General features: G+C 63.3%; 11 protein-coding genes. 7 read left to right on the forward strand and 4 right to left on the reverse strand.

The annotated features are described in order from the left end of the window. Position 1 precedes the first annotated feature (1 nt). Entirely contained in the window at positions 2 to 613 is a 612-nt protein-coding gene (locus tag QSV36_RS05320; RefSeq protein WP_289130559.1) for an NAD(P)-dependent oxidoreductase, read from the reverse strand. A 25-nt stretch (positions 614 to 638) separates the two neighbouring features. After that, positions 639 to 1,514, reverse strand: a complete 876-nt coding sequence (locus QSV36_RS05325; RefSeq protein ID WP_289130560.1) for an MBL fold metallo-hydrolase — start codon at positions 1,512 to 1,514, stop codon at positions 639 to 641. 103 nt (positions 1,515 to 1,617) lie between these two features. On the opposite strand from QSV36_RS05325, the gene QSV36_RS05330 reads away from it, so the two are divergent. Beyond that, entirely contained in the window at positions 1,618 to 2,523 is a 906-nt protein-coding gene (locus tag QSV36_RS05330) for a LysR family transcriptional regulator (RefSeq protein WP_289130562.1), read from the forward strand. Positions 2,524 to 2,544: 21 nt separating this feature from the next. On the opposite strand, the gene QSV36_RS05335 is transcribed toward QSV36_RS05330, so the two are convergent. Further along, the gene (locus QSV36_RS05335) at positions 2,545 to 3,414 is read right to left on the reverse strand and encodes an oxaloacetate decarboxylase (protein WP_225779090.1); all 870 of its coding nucleotides are present in this window, start codon (positions 3,412 to 3,414) and stop codon (positions 2,545 to 2,547) included. A gap of 368 nt (positions 3,415 to 3,782) precedes the next feature. Here QSV36_RS05335 and QSV36_RS05340 point away from each other — a divergent pair, with 368 nt between their 5' ends. Further along, positions 3,783 to 5,234 carry an MDR family MFS transporter gene (locus QSV36_RS05340; RefSeq protein ID WP_289130564.1) on the forward strand — a complete coding sequence of 484 codons (1,452 nt, stop codon included), beginning with the start codon at positions 3,783 to 3,785 and terminating at the stop codon, positions 5,232 to 5,234. 68 nt (positions 5,235 to 5,302) lie between these two features. Here the strand turns inward: QSV36_RS05340 and ttgR are convergent, their stop codons facing one another. Continuing rightward, a complete protein-coding gene (ttgR, locus tag QSV36_RS05345) occupies positions 5,303 to 5,935 on the reverse strand; it encodes an efflux transport transcriptional regulator TtgR (protein ID WP_289130565.1) in 633 nt (210 codons plus the stop codon). A 256-nt stretch (positions 5,936 to 6,191) separates the two neighbouring features. On the opposite strand from ttgR, the gene ttgA reads away from it, so the two are divergent. The 5 genes from ttgA (at position 6,192) to QSV36_RS05370 (ending at position 14,160) form a co-directional block, all read left to right on the forward strand. Further along, positions 6,192 to 7,346 carry a toluene efflux RND transporter periplasmic adaptor subunit TtgA gene (ttgA, locus tag QSV36_RS05350; protein WP_289130567.1) on the forward strand — a complete coding sequence of 385 codons (1,155 nt, stop codon included), beginning with the start codon at positions 6,192 to 6,194 and terminating at the stop codon, positions 7,344 to 7,346. A gap of 3 nt (positions 7,347 to 7,349) precedes the next feature. Continuing rightward, complete coding sequence (gene ttgB, locus QSV36_RS05355; RefSeq protein ID WP_289130568.1) at positions 7,350 to 10,502, forward strand: multidrug efflux RND transporter permease subunit TtgB; 3,153 nt, start codon at positions 7,350 to 7,352, stop codon at positions 10,500 to 10,502. Continuing rightward, entirely contained in the window at positions 10,499 to 11,953 is a 1,455-nt protein-coding gene (locus tag QSV36_RS05360; RefSeq protein ID WP_289130570.1) for an AdeC/AdeK/OprM family multidrug efflux complex outer membrane factor, read from the forward strand. Before ttgB ends, QSV36_RS05360 begins: the two co-directional genes overlap by 4 nt. Before the next feature lie 289 nt (positions 11,954 to 12,242). Then, on the forward strand, positions 12,243 to 13,496 hold the full coding sequence (locus QSV36_RS05365; protein WP_289130572.1) for an OprD family porin: 1,254 nt from the start codon (positions 12,243 to 12,245) through the stop codon (positions 13,494 to 13,496). A 151-nt stretch (positions 13,497 to 13,647) separates the two neighbouring features. Next, positions 13,648 to 14,160 carry an Mpo1 family 2-hydroxy fatty acid dioxygenase gene (locus QSV36_RS05370; protein ID WP_289130574.1) on the forward strand — a complete coding sequence of 171 codons (513 nt, stop codon included), beginning with the start codon at positions 13,648 to 13,650 and terminating at the stop codon, positions 14,158 to 14,160. The last annotated feature ends 42 nt before the right edge of the window (positions 14,161 to 14,202 follow it).

Consider the following 14,202-nt stretch of genomic DNA (forward strand, 5'->3'; position numbering starts at 1 on the left):
CTCAATAGCCGACTGTGAAGCGCTGCCGCGAATGCTGCGGTTTTTCCAGCTCGTCGAGCATGGCTATCGCATAATCGGCGAAGCTGATCCAACTCCTGCCGTCGGCACCGATCAACAGGTGGTCCTTGCCCAGCGTGTAATGCCCGCTGCGCTCACCCTCGACGAATTCCGCCGACGGCGACAGGAAGGTCCAGTCGAGGTTCGGCTCCCGTTGCAACACCTGCAGAAAATGCGCCCCGGCCGCAGCCTCGGCCTTGTATGCCTCCGGGAAGTCCGGGCTGTCGATCACCCGGTGCCCCGAAGGCAGCAACAGGCTGCCGGCCCCGCCCACCACCAGCAGGCGCCTGACCCCGGCCCGCTTGACTGGCTCGATGATGGCGTGCGGCTCGATGGTCGCGAAGTGCGCCGCGCTCAACACTGCATCCACCCCAGCTACAGCTGCTTGCAAGGCAGCGCCATCCTTGACGTCAAGCGCCTTGACGGTCACCCCGTCACGCCCCTGCAAGCGCGAAGGGTCCCGCGCGATAGCCAGCACACTGTGGCCACGGCGCAGGGCTTCTTCCAACAACTGGCTGCCAGCGCGGCCAGTGGCACCAATAATCGCGATCTTCATGGGATATTCTCCATCCACTACGGAATTACCACTTCATCTCACCCTTGGCGACCTTGGCCCCCAACACCAGCGAGCTCTCATCGGCCAGGCCTGGGTAACGTTGCTTCATCGCCTCGATCAACGCACCGGCATCTTTCGCCTTGGCGGTCTCGGCATCGAAATCACGAATGTAGTTCGCCGTGAAACGCACGGCCTGCAGCGACCGGCTGCTGTCCCCCAGATAGTGCCCGGGGATGACCGTACGTGGCGCCAGTGCTTCGATATGCGCCAGGGTGGCGAGCCAGTCAGCCTGCGACTTGGCCGATGCGATATCAGCCATCCACACATGGATGTGCTCGGACACCACCACGCCACCGACCACCGCCTTGATCGCCGGGATCCATACGAAACTGCGATCGGGTTGCGGGCCGTCCAGGCCAACCACCTCGAGGGCCTGTCCCTCCAGCATCAGGCGGTCGCCTTCGAGCACCTGCGGCAGCACCAACTGCGCCGGTTTGTCCGTGCCCATCTGCGGCCCCCAGTAGGCCAGCTTGGCCGCCATGGTCTGGCGGATATGGGCAACCGTGGCGGCCGAGGCCAGCACCTTGGCGTCGGGGAAGGCCCGGGTGACAGTATCCAGGCCAAAGTAGTAGTCCGGGTCACCATGGCTGATGTAGATACTGGTCAGGTGCTTGCCACTTGCTCGCAAACGCTGCACCAGCTGCTCGGCCTGGGCCTTGCCGAACTGGGCATCGATCAGCACGGCGTCGTGTTCACCGCTGACGATCACCGAACTGACCGGAAAAATTGCCGCATGGCCGGGGTTGTAGACCTCCAGCTGCAAGGGCTCGGCAGCCAGCGCCGGGCCGGCCAGGGTAACGCAGGCCAGTAGCAGGCCACGCAAGGTGGTAAAAAAAGGCATTGGAAACGCTCGTCAGGGGAACAATGCCCAACAGCTTAGTTGCCCGATCCGTGCCAAAAAATGCGATCCTCGCACATAGTTTGTTTCTGAAATCGGGCAGATCATGGACCGTCTCAATGCCATGCGGGTTTTCGTCGCCGTTGTCGACCTCGGCAGCCAATCGGCTGCGGCGGATCATCTGCAGCTTTCCCGGCCAGTGGTGTCGCGCTACCTGGCAGAGCTGGAAGACTGGGTTGGCGCGCGGTTGATGCAGCGCACCACGCGCAGACTCAGCCTCACTGCCGCCGGCGAGGAAACCCTGCCCCGTTGCCGGCAACTGCTGGAACTGGCTGGCGACCTGCAAGCTGCGGTGCAGCAACCGGATGACGCGCCCAAAGGCGCGCTGCGCATCAGCGTGAGCACCTCATTCGGCCAGGCCCAGTTGGTAGATGCGGTCGCTGCCTACGTTCGGCGCTACCCGGGAGTGAAGGTGGAGCTGCAAATGCTCGATCGCACGGTCAACCTGGTGGATGAACGCATCGACCTGGCGATCCGCACCAGCAACGACCTGGACCCCAACCTGATCGCCCGGCGCCTGAGTGTGTGCCGCTCGGCAGTGTGCGCGGCACCGGCCTACCTGCGTGAACACGGCACACCCAAACAGGTCGAAGACCTGAGCCGGCATAATTGCCTCACTCATGCCTATTTCGGCCACAGCTTGTGGCATTTCGAGGTGGCTGGGCAGCAGGTTGCCGTGCCGGTGGCGGGGAATATCAGCGCCAACGAGGCGATGACCCTTCAGAAGGCGGCGCTGGCCGGCGCCGGCATCGCCATGCTGCCGACCTATCAGGCCGCCGAGGCCCTGCGCCGAGGCGAGCTGGTGCGCCTGCTGCCCGAGGCAAAGCCGCGCGAGCTGAACCTGAACGCCGTGTACACGTCGCGCAAGCACATGCCGGCGACCTTGCGCAGCATGCTGGACTTCCTGGTGCAGCGGTTCAGCGACGAACCGGAATGGGACAGAGACCTGTGACGTCCCGAAGCTGTCGCGCTGTCACTCCTCGACGCTCATGTATTCCTTGGCCCAGCGGATGTAGTCCTCGGGCTGGGTGTAGGTGTGCGACAGCTCGGTAGCGCTGAGGTTTTCCGACTTGTTCTGCTGGCCGCGCTGCAGTCGCAGGCAGTCGTAGGTAGCTTTGATCGCGGCAAAATAGGCGGCATGGCCATCAACCACGATACGCACGCCCAGGCGCGCCAGACGCTCATCATCGCGCAGGTTCGGGTTGCCGTAGGTGACCAGCATCAACGGTACCGTCAGGTGCTCGGCAATCCGTTCCAGCTGCTCGAAATCCTTCACCCCGACCATGCAGATTCCGTCGGCACCAGCCTTCTGGTAACTCTGGGTACGCACGATGATCTCTTCGGTGGAAAGCACACCGGCATTGGTACGGGCGATGATCGACAACGAGGAATCGACTCGTGCCTCCAGTGCCGCGCGGATCTTGCCAACGCCCTCTTCGACCGATATCAGGTCGGTGGACTTGCGCCCGAATTGCGCTGGCAGCAGGGTGTCCTCGATGGTCAGCGCGGCCACGCCGGCACGTTCCAGCTCGATGACCGTACGCATGACATTCAGCGCGTTGCCATAGCCGTGGTCCGCGTCAGCCAGCACCGGCAGTTGCGCCACGCGGCCGATACGGGTGGCCTGCTCGACGAACTCGCTAAGGGTGATCAGGGCGAAGTCCGGTGCGGCCAGCACCTGCAGCGAAGCGACGGAACCGCCGAGAATGCCGACCTCGAAACCCAGGTCTGCGGCAATGCGTGCCGACATCGGGTCGAACACCGATGCGGTGTGGTAACAGGCACCTGAAGCGAGCAGCTCGCGGAAGGCAAAACGCAGATCTTGATGGGAAGCCTTGGGCATGATCACTCCGCAAAATTAGTTGAAATTCGAACGGTAACTACCGACCCCTGTAATCGGGTCTACCTGACCTGTTCCAACCGTCGCCATCTGGGCGGTCATGCTCGACATGCAGGCAGAGGAATAAAAGGTGTGGGAGACAAAGGCGCAAAATACCTGCGGCAAAACGTTGCACCAAGCTGGTGCAAGCCCCGATTTTCAGCCTTTGTGGCATACCAACGATATCACGCAGCCATGCAGCACTGGATGAATGCGCCAATGCCGATCTTGCATAGGGGATGCAGATAGTACATAGGAAGCTACCTAACTCAGGTTACAATCCGGGAGCCTTTGCAACTCGCTGAGGCCGTTACCGACCCAAAGGTATACCCGTGACCGCCGCCCTGCCCCCCACTACGTTGCGCAACGTGCTCACCGCCCTGATGCTGGCGATCTTCCTTGGTGCGCTGGACCAGACCATTGTCGCTGTCTCACTGCCGGCAATATCGGCACAGTTCAACGATGTCGGCCTGCTGGCCTGGGTCATCTCCGGCTATATGGTGGCGATGACCGTGGCCGTGCCGATCTACGGCAAGCTGGGCGACCTGTACGGGCGGCGGCGGATGATCCTCACCGGCATCAGCCTGTTCACCCTGGCCTCGATCGCCTGCGCCCTGGCCCAGGACATGCCGCAACTGGTACTGGCCCGGGTGCTGCAAGGCATCGGCGCGGGCGGCATGGTCTCGGTGAGCCAGGCGATCATCGGCGACTTCGTACCGCCGCGCGAGCGGGGTCGCTACCAAGGTTATTTCAGCAGCATGTATGCAGTGGCAAGCGTCGCCGGGCCGGTGCTGGGCGGCTGGCTGACTGCGTACCTGTCGTGGCGCTGGGTATTCTGGATCAACCTGCCACTGGGGCTGGTCGCGCTGTGGGCGATCCGCCGCGCCCTTGTCGGCATGCCGGCGCAGCGCCGCAAGGCGCAGGTGGATTACCTCGGTGCCGTGCTGCTGGTGCTCGGCCTGGGCAGCCTGTTGCTGGGCATCACCCTGGTCGGCCAGGGCCGCGCCTGGCTCGACACGGCCGTGCTGGCGCTGTTCGCCTGCGCCGTGCTGGGCCTGCTGCTGTTCATCGCCCATGAGCGCCGCTGCCCCGAGCCGCTGCTGCCGCTCAGCCTGTTCGGCAACCGCGTGGCGGTGCTGTGCTGGGGCGTGATCTTCTTCGCCAGCTTCCAGTCGATCGCCCTGACCATGCTCATGCCCTTGCGTTTCCAGGGCATCACCGGCGCCGGTGCCGACAGCGCCGCCCTGCATCTGCTACCCCTGGTGATGGGCTTGCCCATGGGGGCCTTTACCGGCGGCCGCCTGACCAGCCGGACCGGGCGCTACAAGCCACAGATCCTGGCCGGTGCGCTGCTGATGCCAGTGGCCATTTTCGCCATGGCGCTGACCCCGCCACAGTCGGGCTGGCTGAGCGCGCTGTTCATGCTGCTGACCGGTATTGCCTGCGGGTTGCAGTTTCCGACTTCGCTGGTGGGCACGCAAAGTGCGGTCGACAGCAAGGACATCGGGGTCGCTACCAGCACGACCAACCTGTTCCGCTCGCTGGGCGGGGCCATGGGCGTGGCGTGCATGTCGAGCCTGCTCCTGGCGCTGCTGCAACAGGGCGGGTTCGCCTCGCTGGGCAATCCCTTGCTGGGCAGCCTGAAGGCCGGTGAAGTGGACCTGGTGACGCAGGGGCGCTTGCTGGAAACCTTCCGGCAGCTGTTGATGGTCAGTGCCGGGGTGGCTGTGCTGGGACTGTTTGTCGCATTGGCCTTGCCAGACCGGCAACTACGGGGCCGCTGAAAGCCGGGCAGCATTAATCCCCTCTTAATACAAAGGGGAAACACTCCCTCACAATCCTTAACAAAGTGTCATTTGCGCAAAGCCGGGCTCAAGCGCAGCATATCCAGCCCGGTGTCAACCCACTTTTCGACATCTTTCACCAGGTCGACACTGTCAGGCAGCAACAGCCAGCGCCCTATCAGGCCATCGACATAGGCAAACATGGCCACCGCCGCGCGCTCGACATCCAGCTCGCCTGGCAACTGGCCCCGGCGCGCGGCGTTGGCCAACGCCAGGGTGATGCCCCTGTGGCAATCCAGCACCGCGTTCTGGCGCTGCTGGCGAATTTCACACATGTCATCGGTGAACTCGCACTTGTGATGCAGGATTTCATTGATACGCCGGGTTCGGGCATCGAGCACCAGCTCGTTGAACACTTGCAGCAACAGCTTGCGCATGCAGCCAAGCGGGTCGACTTCGTCCTCGCTTTCGCTGGCCCGCGCCAGGTGGTCATGGGTTTCGTGCACGCTGTCGAGCAGTGCCTGCACCAGCTCGGCCTTGTTGTTGAAGTGCCAGTAGATGGCCCCGCGCGTCACACCCGCCTGCTCGGCGATGTCGGCCAGGGTGGTTCGCGCAACCCCGCGCTTGTAGAAGGCCCTTTCCGCCGCCTCGATGATCTGGGCGCGGGTTTCCTGGGCTTCCTCTTTGGTTCGACGGACCATGGCAGTACCAACCTCGTCTGGCCCGAACGCGTGGCGCGTACGGGAAATGCTCCGGAGCACCTCTGCGGGGTGCATCGCGGATGAGCTGATCAGGGGCTGAGCAGTACTGAAGTACAACCCAGCGGTATTTACAAACAACCATGAATGTAAGTATATTCCTTAGCAAGCTATTTATCCACCGGATAGCAATTTTTCCAGATCAAGATTCTTCCATTACTCTTGAGCGTCTCCCTGCTCCAGCGCCCCGAGGATCCTCATGCAATTCAAGCCAGCCGTTACCGCTCTGGTTTCCGCCGTCGCCCTGGCATCCCTGCTCAGTGGCTGCAAGAAAGAAGAAGCAGCGCCCGTGGCGCAGGCTCCTCTGGTCGGCGTCGTGACCATCCAGCCCCAGGCCTTCACCCTGACCTCGGAACTGCCGGGGCGCACCAGTGCCTACCGCGTCGCCGAGGTGCGTCCGCAGGTCAATGGCATCATCCTCAAGCGCCTGTTCAAGGAAGGCAGCGAGGTCAAGGAAGGCCAGCAGCTGTACCAGATCGACCCTGCCGTCTACGAAGCCAACCTGGCCAATGCCCAGGCCAACCTGCAGGCCACCCGTTCGCTGGCCGAACGCTACAAACAGCTGATCGATGAACAGGCTGTGTCCAAGCAGGAATACGACGACGCCAATGCCAAACGATTGCAGGCCGAGGCTTCGCTCAAGAGCGCGCAGATCGACCTGCGCTACACCAAGGTGCTGGCGCCGATCAGCGGCCGTATCGGTCGTTCGGCGTTCACCGAGGGTGCGCTGGTGAGCAATGGCCAGGCCAACGCCATGGCGACCATCCAGCAACTCGACCCGATCTACGTTGACGTCACCCAGTCCACCGCCGAGCTGCTCAAGCTGCGCCGTGACCTGGAAAGCGGCCAGTTGCAAAAGGCCGGCGACAACGCCGCCTCGGTGCAACTGGTGCTGGAAGACGGCAGCCTGTTCAAGCAGGAAGGTCGCCTGGAATTCTCCGAAGTCGCGGTCGACGAGACCACCGGTTCGGTCACCCTGCGCGCGCTGTTCCCCAACCCTGACCACACCCTGCTGCCCGGCATGTTCGTGCATGCGCGGCTCAAGGCCGGGGTCAACGCCAATGCCATCCTGGCGCCGCAACAGGGCGTGACCCGCGACCTGAAAGGCGCACCGACCGCGCTGGTGGTCAACCAGGAAAACAAGGTCGAGCTGCGCCAGCTCAAGGCCAACCGTACCCTGGGCAGCGACTGGTTGATCGAGGAAGGCCTGAAACCGGGTGACCGGCTGATCACCGAAGGGCTGCAGTACGTGCGCCCAGGCGTCGAGGTCAAGGTCAGCGAAGCCACCAACGTCAAGAAACCCGCCGGCCCCGATCAGGCCAACGCGGCGAAAGCAGACGCCAAAGCGGAGTAAACCATGTCGAAGTTCTTTATCGATCGCCCGATCTTCGCCTGGGTGATCGCCTTGGTGATCATGCTGGTCGGCGCCTTGTCGATCCTGAAGCTGCCGATCAACCAGTACCCCAGCATCGCGCCGCCGGCCATCGCCATCGCCGTGACCTACCCGGGCGCCTCGGCGCAAACCGTGCAGGACACCGTGGTGCAGGTGATCGAGCAGCAGCTCAACGGTATCGACCACCTGCGTTATGTGTCGTCGGAAAGCAACTCCGACGGCAGCATGACCATTACCGCCACCTTCGAGCAGGGCACCAACCCTGACACCGCTCAGGTGCAGGTACAGAACAAGCTGAACCTGGCCACCCCGCTGCTGCCGCAGGAAGTGCAGCAGCAAGGTATCCGTGTCACCAAGGCTGTGAAGAACTTCCTGCTGGTGATCGGTCTGGTGTCCGAAGACGGCAGCATGTCCAAGGACGACCTGGCCAACTACATCGTCTCCAACATGCAGGACCCGATCTCGCGTACCGCAGGCGTGGGTGACTTCCAGGTGTTCGGTGCGCAGTACGCCATGCGTATCTGGCTCGATCCGGCCAAGCTGAACAAGTTCCAGCTGACCCCGGTAGACGTCAAGAACGCCGTAGCCGCGCAGAACGTGCAGGTGTCCTCCGGCCAGCTCGGCGGCCTGCCTGCCGTACCGGGTACCCAGCTGAACGCCACCATCATCGGCAAGACCCGCCTGCAGACCGCCGAGCAGTTCGAGAAGATCCTGCTCAAGGTCAACAGCGACGGTTCGCAGGTGCGCTTGGGTGATGTCGCCCAGGTTGGCCTGGGCGGTGAAAACTACGCAGTCAGCGCCCAGTTCAACGGTAAGCCGGCCTCTGGCCTTGCGGTAAAACTGGCCACCGGCGCCAACGCTTTGGACACCGCCAAGGCCCTGCGCCAGACCATCGCCGACCTGGAGCCGTTCTTCCCACCTGGGGTGAAAGCGGTATTCCCGTATGACACCACCCCGGTGGTCACCGAGTCGATCAGCGGCGTGATCCACACCCTGATCGAAGCCGTGGTCCTGGTGTTCCTGGTGATGTACCTGTTCCTGCAGAACTTCCGCGCCACCATCATCACCACCATGACCGTACCCGTGGTGTTGCTGGGTACGTTCGGCATCCTCGCCGCAGCGGGCTTCAGCATCAACACCCTGACCATGTTCGCCATGGTCCTGGCCATCGGCTTGCTGGTGGACGACGCCATCGTCGTGGTGGAAAACGTCGAGCGGGTAATGTCCGAGGAAGGCTTGCCACCCAAGGAAGCCACCAAGCGCTCGATGGAGCAGATCCAGGGCGCCCTGGTGGGTATCGCCCTGGTGCTGTCGGCAGTACTGCTGCCCATGGCATTCTTCGGCGGCTCCACCGGTGTGATCTACCGGCAGTTCTCCATCACCATCGTCTCGGCCATGGGCCTGTCGGTGCTGGTGGCGCTGATCTTCACCCCGGCCCTGTGCGCCACCATGCTCAAGCCGCTGAAAAAAGGCGAGCATCACGTCGCCAAGCGCGGCTTCTTCGGCTGGTTCAATCGCAACTTCGACCGCAGTGTTACCGGCTACGAACGCAGCGTGGGCACCATCCTGCGCAACAAGGCACCGTTCCTGCTCGCCTACGCGCTGATCGTGGTCGGCATGATCTGGCTGTTTGCCCGCATCCCCACCGCGTTCCTGCCGGAAGAAGACCAGGGCGTACTGTTCGCCCAGGTGCAGACCCCGGCCGGCTCCAGTGCCGAGCGCACCCAGGTGGTGGTCGACCAGATGCGTGAGTACCTGCTGACGGAAGAGGCCGACACCGTGGCGTCGGTGTTCACCGTCAACGGTTTCAACTTCGCCGGCCGTGGCCAGAGCTCGGGCATGGCATTCATCATGCTCAAGCCATGGGGTGAACGTTCCAAGGAGAACAGCGTGTTCGCCCTGGCCCAACGCGCCCAGCAGCACTTCTTCACCTTCCGCGATGCGATGGTGTTCGCCTTCGCCCCGCCTGCGGTGCTGGAACTGGGTAACGCCACCGGCTTCGACGTGTTCCTGCAGGACCGTGGCGGTGTCGGCCATGCCAAGCTGATGGAAGCACGCAACCAGTTCCTGGCCAAGGCTGCGCAGAGCAAAGTCCTCAGCGCCGTTCGCCCGAACGGCCTGAACGACGAACCGCAGTACCAGCTGACCATCGATGACGAACGTGCCAGCGCCCTGGGCGTGACCATCGCCGACATCAACAACACCCTGTCGATTGCCCTGGGTGCCAGCTACGTCAACGACTTCATCGACCGTGGCCGGGTCAAGAAGGTGTACATCCAGGGCGAGCCGAACGCACGGATGAGCCCGGAAGACCTGCAGAAGTGGTACGTGCGCAATGGCGCCGGCGAAATGGTGCCGTTCTCCTCCTTCGCCAAGGGTGAATGGAGCTACGGCTCGCCCAAGCTGTCGCGTTACAACGGTGTCGAGGCCATGGAAATCCTGGGTGCACCGGCACCTGGCTACAGCACCGGTGAAGCCATGGCCGAGGTAGAGCGCATCGCCGGCGAACTGCCTGACGGTATCGGCTACTCCTGGACCGGCATGTCCTACGAGGAAAAACTCTCCGGTTCGCAGATGCCGGCGCTGTTCGCCCTCTCGGTACTGTTCGTGTTCCTGTGCCTGGCAGCCCTGTATGAAAGCTGGTCGATCCCGATCGCCGTGGTGCTGGTAGTGCCTCTGGGCATCATCGGTGCACTGATTGCCACCAGCCTGCGCGGGTTGTCGAATGACGTGTACTTCCTGGTCGGCCTGCTGACCACCATCGGCCTGGCGGCGAAAAACGCCATTCTGATCGTCGAGTTCGCCAAGGAATTGCACGAACAAGGCCGCAGTCTGTACGACGCGGCGATCGAGGCGTGCCGCATGCGTCTGCGTCCGATCATCATGACCTCGCTGGCGTTCATTCTCGGCGTGGTACCGTTGACCATCGCCAATGGCGCTGGCGCCGGCAGCCAGCACGCCATCGGTACTGGTGTGATCGGCGGCATGATCAGTGCGACCATTCTGGCAATCTTCTGGGTACCGCTGTTCTTCGTCGCAGTGTCGTCGCTGTTCGGCAGCAAACAGCCGGAAAAGGACGTCACCCCTGAAACTCCACGTTATGAGGCTGGGCAATGACCAAGTCTTTGTTGTCCCTGGCGGTAACCGCTTTCATTCTTGGCGGCTGCTCGCTGATCCCTGACTACCAGACCCCGGAGTCGCCGGTGGCTGCGCAGTGGCCGCAAGGCCCGGCATACTCGCCAACACAGTCGGCAGACGTTGCCGCCGCCGAACAGGGCTGGCGCCAGTTCTTCCACGACCCGGCGCTGCAGCAACTGATCCAGACCGCGCTGGTGAACAACCGCGACCTGCGCGTAGCGGCGCTGAACATCGACGCCTACCGCGCACAATACCGTATCCAGCGGGCCGACCTGTTCCCGGCGGTCTCGGCCAATGGCAGCGGCAGCCGCCAGCGGGTACCGGCGAACATGTCGCAAACCGGCGAAGCCGGCATCACCAGCCAGTACTCCGCCACCCTGGGCGTCAGTGCCTACGAGCTGGACCTGTTCGGCCGCGTACGCAGCCTGACCGAACAGGCCCTGGAAACCTACCTGTCCAGCGAGCAGGCGCGCCGCTCCACGCAGATCAGCCTGGTCGCCAGCGTGGCCAACGCCTATTACACCTGGCAGGCCGACCAGGCGCTGTTCAAGCTGACCGAAGAAACGCTGAAGACCTACGAGGAAAGCTACAACCTCACCCGTCGCAGCAACGAAGTCGGCGTAGCCTCGGCACTCGACGTCAGCCAGGCGCGCACCGCCGTGGAAGGCGCCCGGGTCAAGTACTCGCAGTACCAGCGCCTGGTCGCCCAGGACGTCAACAGCCTGACCGTGCTGCTGGGCACCGGCATTCCCGCCGACCTGCCCAAGCCGCTGGAGCTCAATGCCGACCAGCTGGCCGAGGTACCGGCCGGCCTGCCGTCGGACATCCTCCAGCGTCGCCCGGACATCCAGGAAGCCGAGCACCTGCTCAAGGCCGCCAATGCCAACATCGGTGCAGCCCGGGCGGCGTTCTTCCCGAGCATCAGCCTGACCGCCAATGCCGGCAGCCTGAGCCCGGACATGGGCCACCTGTTCTCGGGCGGCCAAGGCACCTGGCTGTTCCAGCCGCAGATCAACCTGCCGATCTTCAACGCCGGCAGCCTGAAGGCCAGCCTGGACTACTCGAAGATCCAGAAGGACATCAACGTCGCCAAGTACGAAAAGACCATCCAGACGGCTTTCCAGGAAGTCTCCGATGGCCTGGCGGCGCGCAAGACCTTCGAGGAGCAGCTGCAGGCACAACGCGACCTGGTGCAGGCGAACCAGGACTACTACCGCCTGGCCGAACGCCGCTACCGCATCGGTATCGACAGCAACCTGACCTTCCTCGATGCCCAGCGCAACCTGTTCAGCGCCCAGCAGGCCCTGATCGGCGACCGTCTGTCGCAGCTGACCAGCGAGGTCAACCTGTACAAGGCGCTTGGCGGCGGCTGGTACGAGCAGACCGGGCAGGCCAACCAGCAGGCTTCGGTGGAAACACCGAAAGGCTGATTGAGACTGCAACAGCATCAAGCCCACCCTCGCGGTGGGCTTTTTGTTTTCTGTTGCCTGCCCCGGGCTCTTAGCGGGCTACCGGTGCGGCGCAGAAAATAAATTAACCAGCCGGAACATTCCGTTCGATTATCGCCCGCTTCCGTTTGCGGCGAATTGCCTCACCCATGCCCCACCCCGCACCATCCTCTCCACGCAACGTTGCCCCGGTTCATCCCCAAGACCCGCACCTGCAGGCCGCATCCTGCAGCACACCGGCTCGCCCATAAAAACAAGAGATCCACGACAGATGAGCACTTTGCAACCCGCACGCCAGCTGCTGCCCGGCCTGTTGGCCCTGTCCTGCGCCTTCCCGCTGTACGCTGCCGAGAGTGGCTTCATGGAGGACGCCAAGGCCACCCTCAACCTGCGCAACTTCTATATCAACCGCAATTTCGTCGACCCGGCCCACCCGCAGGCCAAGGCCGAGGAATGGACGCAGAGCTTCATCCTCGACGCCCGCTCCGGTTTCACCCAGGGTACCGTCGGTTTCGGCGTGGACGTACTGGGCCTGTACTCGGTCAAGCTCGACGGCGGCAAAGGCACCACCAACACCCACCTGCTGCCGGTGCACGACGATGGCCGTCCCGCCGATGACTTCGGTCGCCTGGGCGTGGCGCTGAAAGCCAGGCTGTCCGAAACCGAACTGAAAGTGGGTGAATGGATGCCGGTACTGCCAATCCTGCGCTCGGACGACGGCCGCTCGTTGCCACAGACCTTCCGTGGTGGCCAGCTAACCTCGAAGGAAATCGCCGGCCTGACCTTGTACGCCGGCCAGTTTCGCGGCAACAGCCCGCGCAACGATGCCAGCATGGAAGACATGTCGTTGAACGGCAAGGCGGCGTTCACCTCCGACCGCTTCAACTTTGCCGGCGGCGAGTACACCTTCAACGACAAGCGCACCATGATTGGCCTGTGGGATGCGCAGCTCAAGGACATCTACCGCCAGCAGTACCTCAACCTGGTGCACAGCCAGCCGCTGGGCGACTGGACCCTGGGCGCCAACCTGGGCTACTTCACCGGCAAGGAAGACGGCGCCGAACGCGCCGGCGAACTGGACAACCGCACGGCCTCGGCCCTGCTCTCGGCTCGCTACCAGGGCCACACCTTCTATGTCGGCCTGCAGAAGGTCAGCGGCGACAACGCCTGGATGCGGGTCAACGGCACCAGCGGCGGCACCTTGGCCAACGACAGCTACAACTCCAGCTTCGACAATGCCAAGGAGCGCTCCTGGCAGGTGCGCTACGACTTCAACTTCGCCACCGTCGGCGTACCCGGCCTGACCCTGATGAACCGCTATATCAAGGGTGACAACGTCACCGCAGGCGCCGTGGACGATGGCAAGGAATGGGCGCGGGAGACCGAACTGGCCTATGTGGTGCAGTCGGGCAGCTTCAAGGACCTGTCGCTGAAATGGCGCAACTCCACCATGCGCAGGGACTTCAGCACCAACGCGTTCGATGAGAACCGGTTGATCGTGAGTTACCCGCTGAACCTGCTTTGAACCACTGGATATGGCAGTGCAGGCCGCTGCCATTCGCCTGGCTGATGATGGTAGTGTCGGCGGTCTATCCTGAGCTATATCGGTTTGCAGCACCGGCCGCTTTGCCGGTGCCTGCAAGACACCCCGATCGGGCAAACCAGGGAGGCACAACATGAAGAACCTCGTCGACCACCTGAGCCAATACGCCGGCTACCATCGCGACCCACGCAACATCGCCACCCACTTCATGGGCATTCCGTTGATCGTACTGGCAGTCACCATCCTGCTGTCACGCCCAGGCTGGGACGTGGCAGGCATGTGGCTTTCCCCGGCACTGCTGGCAGCGGCGGCGTCGGTATGGTTCTATCTGCGCCTGGACCTGCGCTTCGGGCTGGTGATGGGCGTGTTGCTGGGGCTGTGCCTGTGGGTCGGCCAGGTGCTGGCGGTACAGTCCACTGCACTGTGGCTTGGCAGTGGTCTGGCGGCGTTCGTGGTGGGCTGGATCATCCAGTTCGTCGGCCACTACTACGAGGGCCGTAAACCGGCATTTGTCGACGACGTCAGCGGCCTGATCATCGGGCCGCTGTTCGTGGTGGCGGAAGCGGCGTTCATGCTGGGCCTGTGCCCGGCCCTGAAGCAGGCCGTCGAGCGCAACGCCGGCCCGGTTGTGGCGCGCTCGTTGTAGGAGCCGCCTTGCGTCGCGATGGGCCGCGAAGCGGCCCCAGGA

Origin of the sequence: Pseudomonas sp. BCRC 81390 (assembly GCF_030341915.1) — a bacterium.
Lineage (GTDB): Bacteria > Pseudomonadota > Gammaproteobacteria > Pseudomonadales > Pseudomonadaceae > Aquipseudomonas.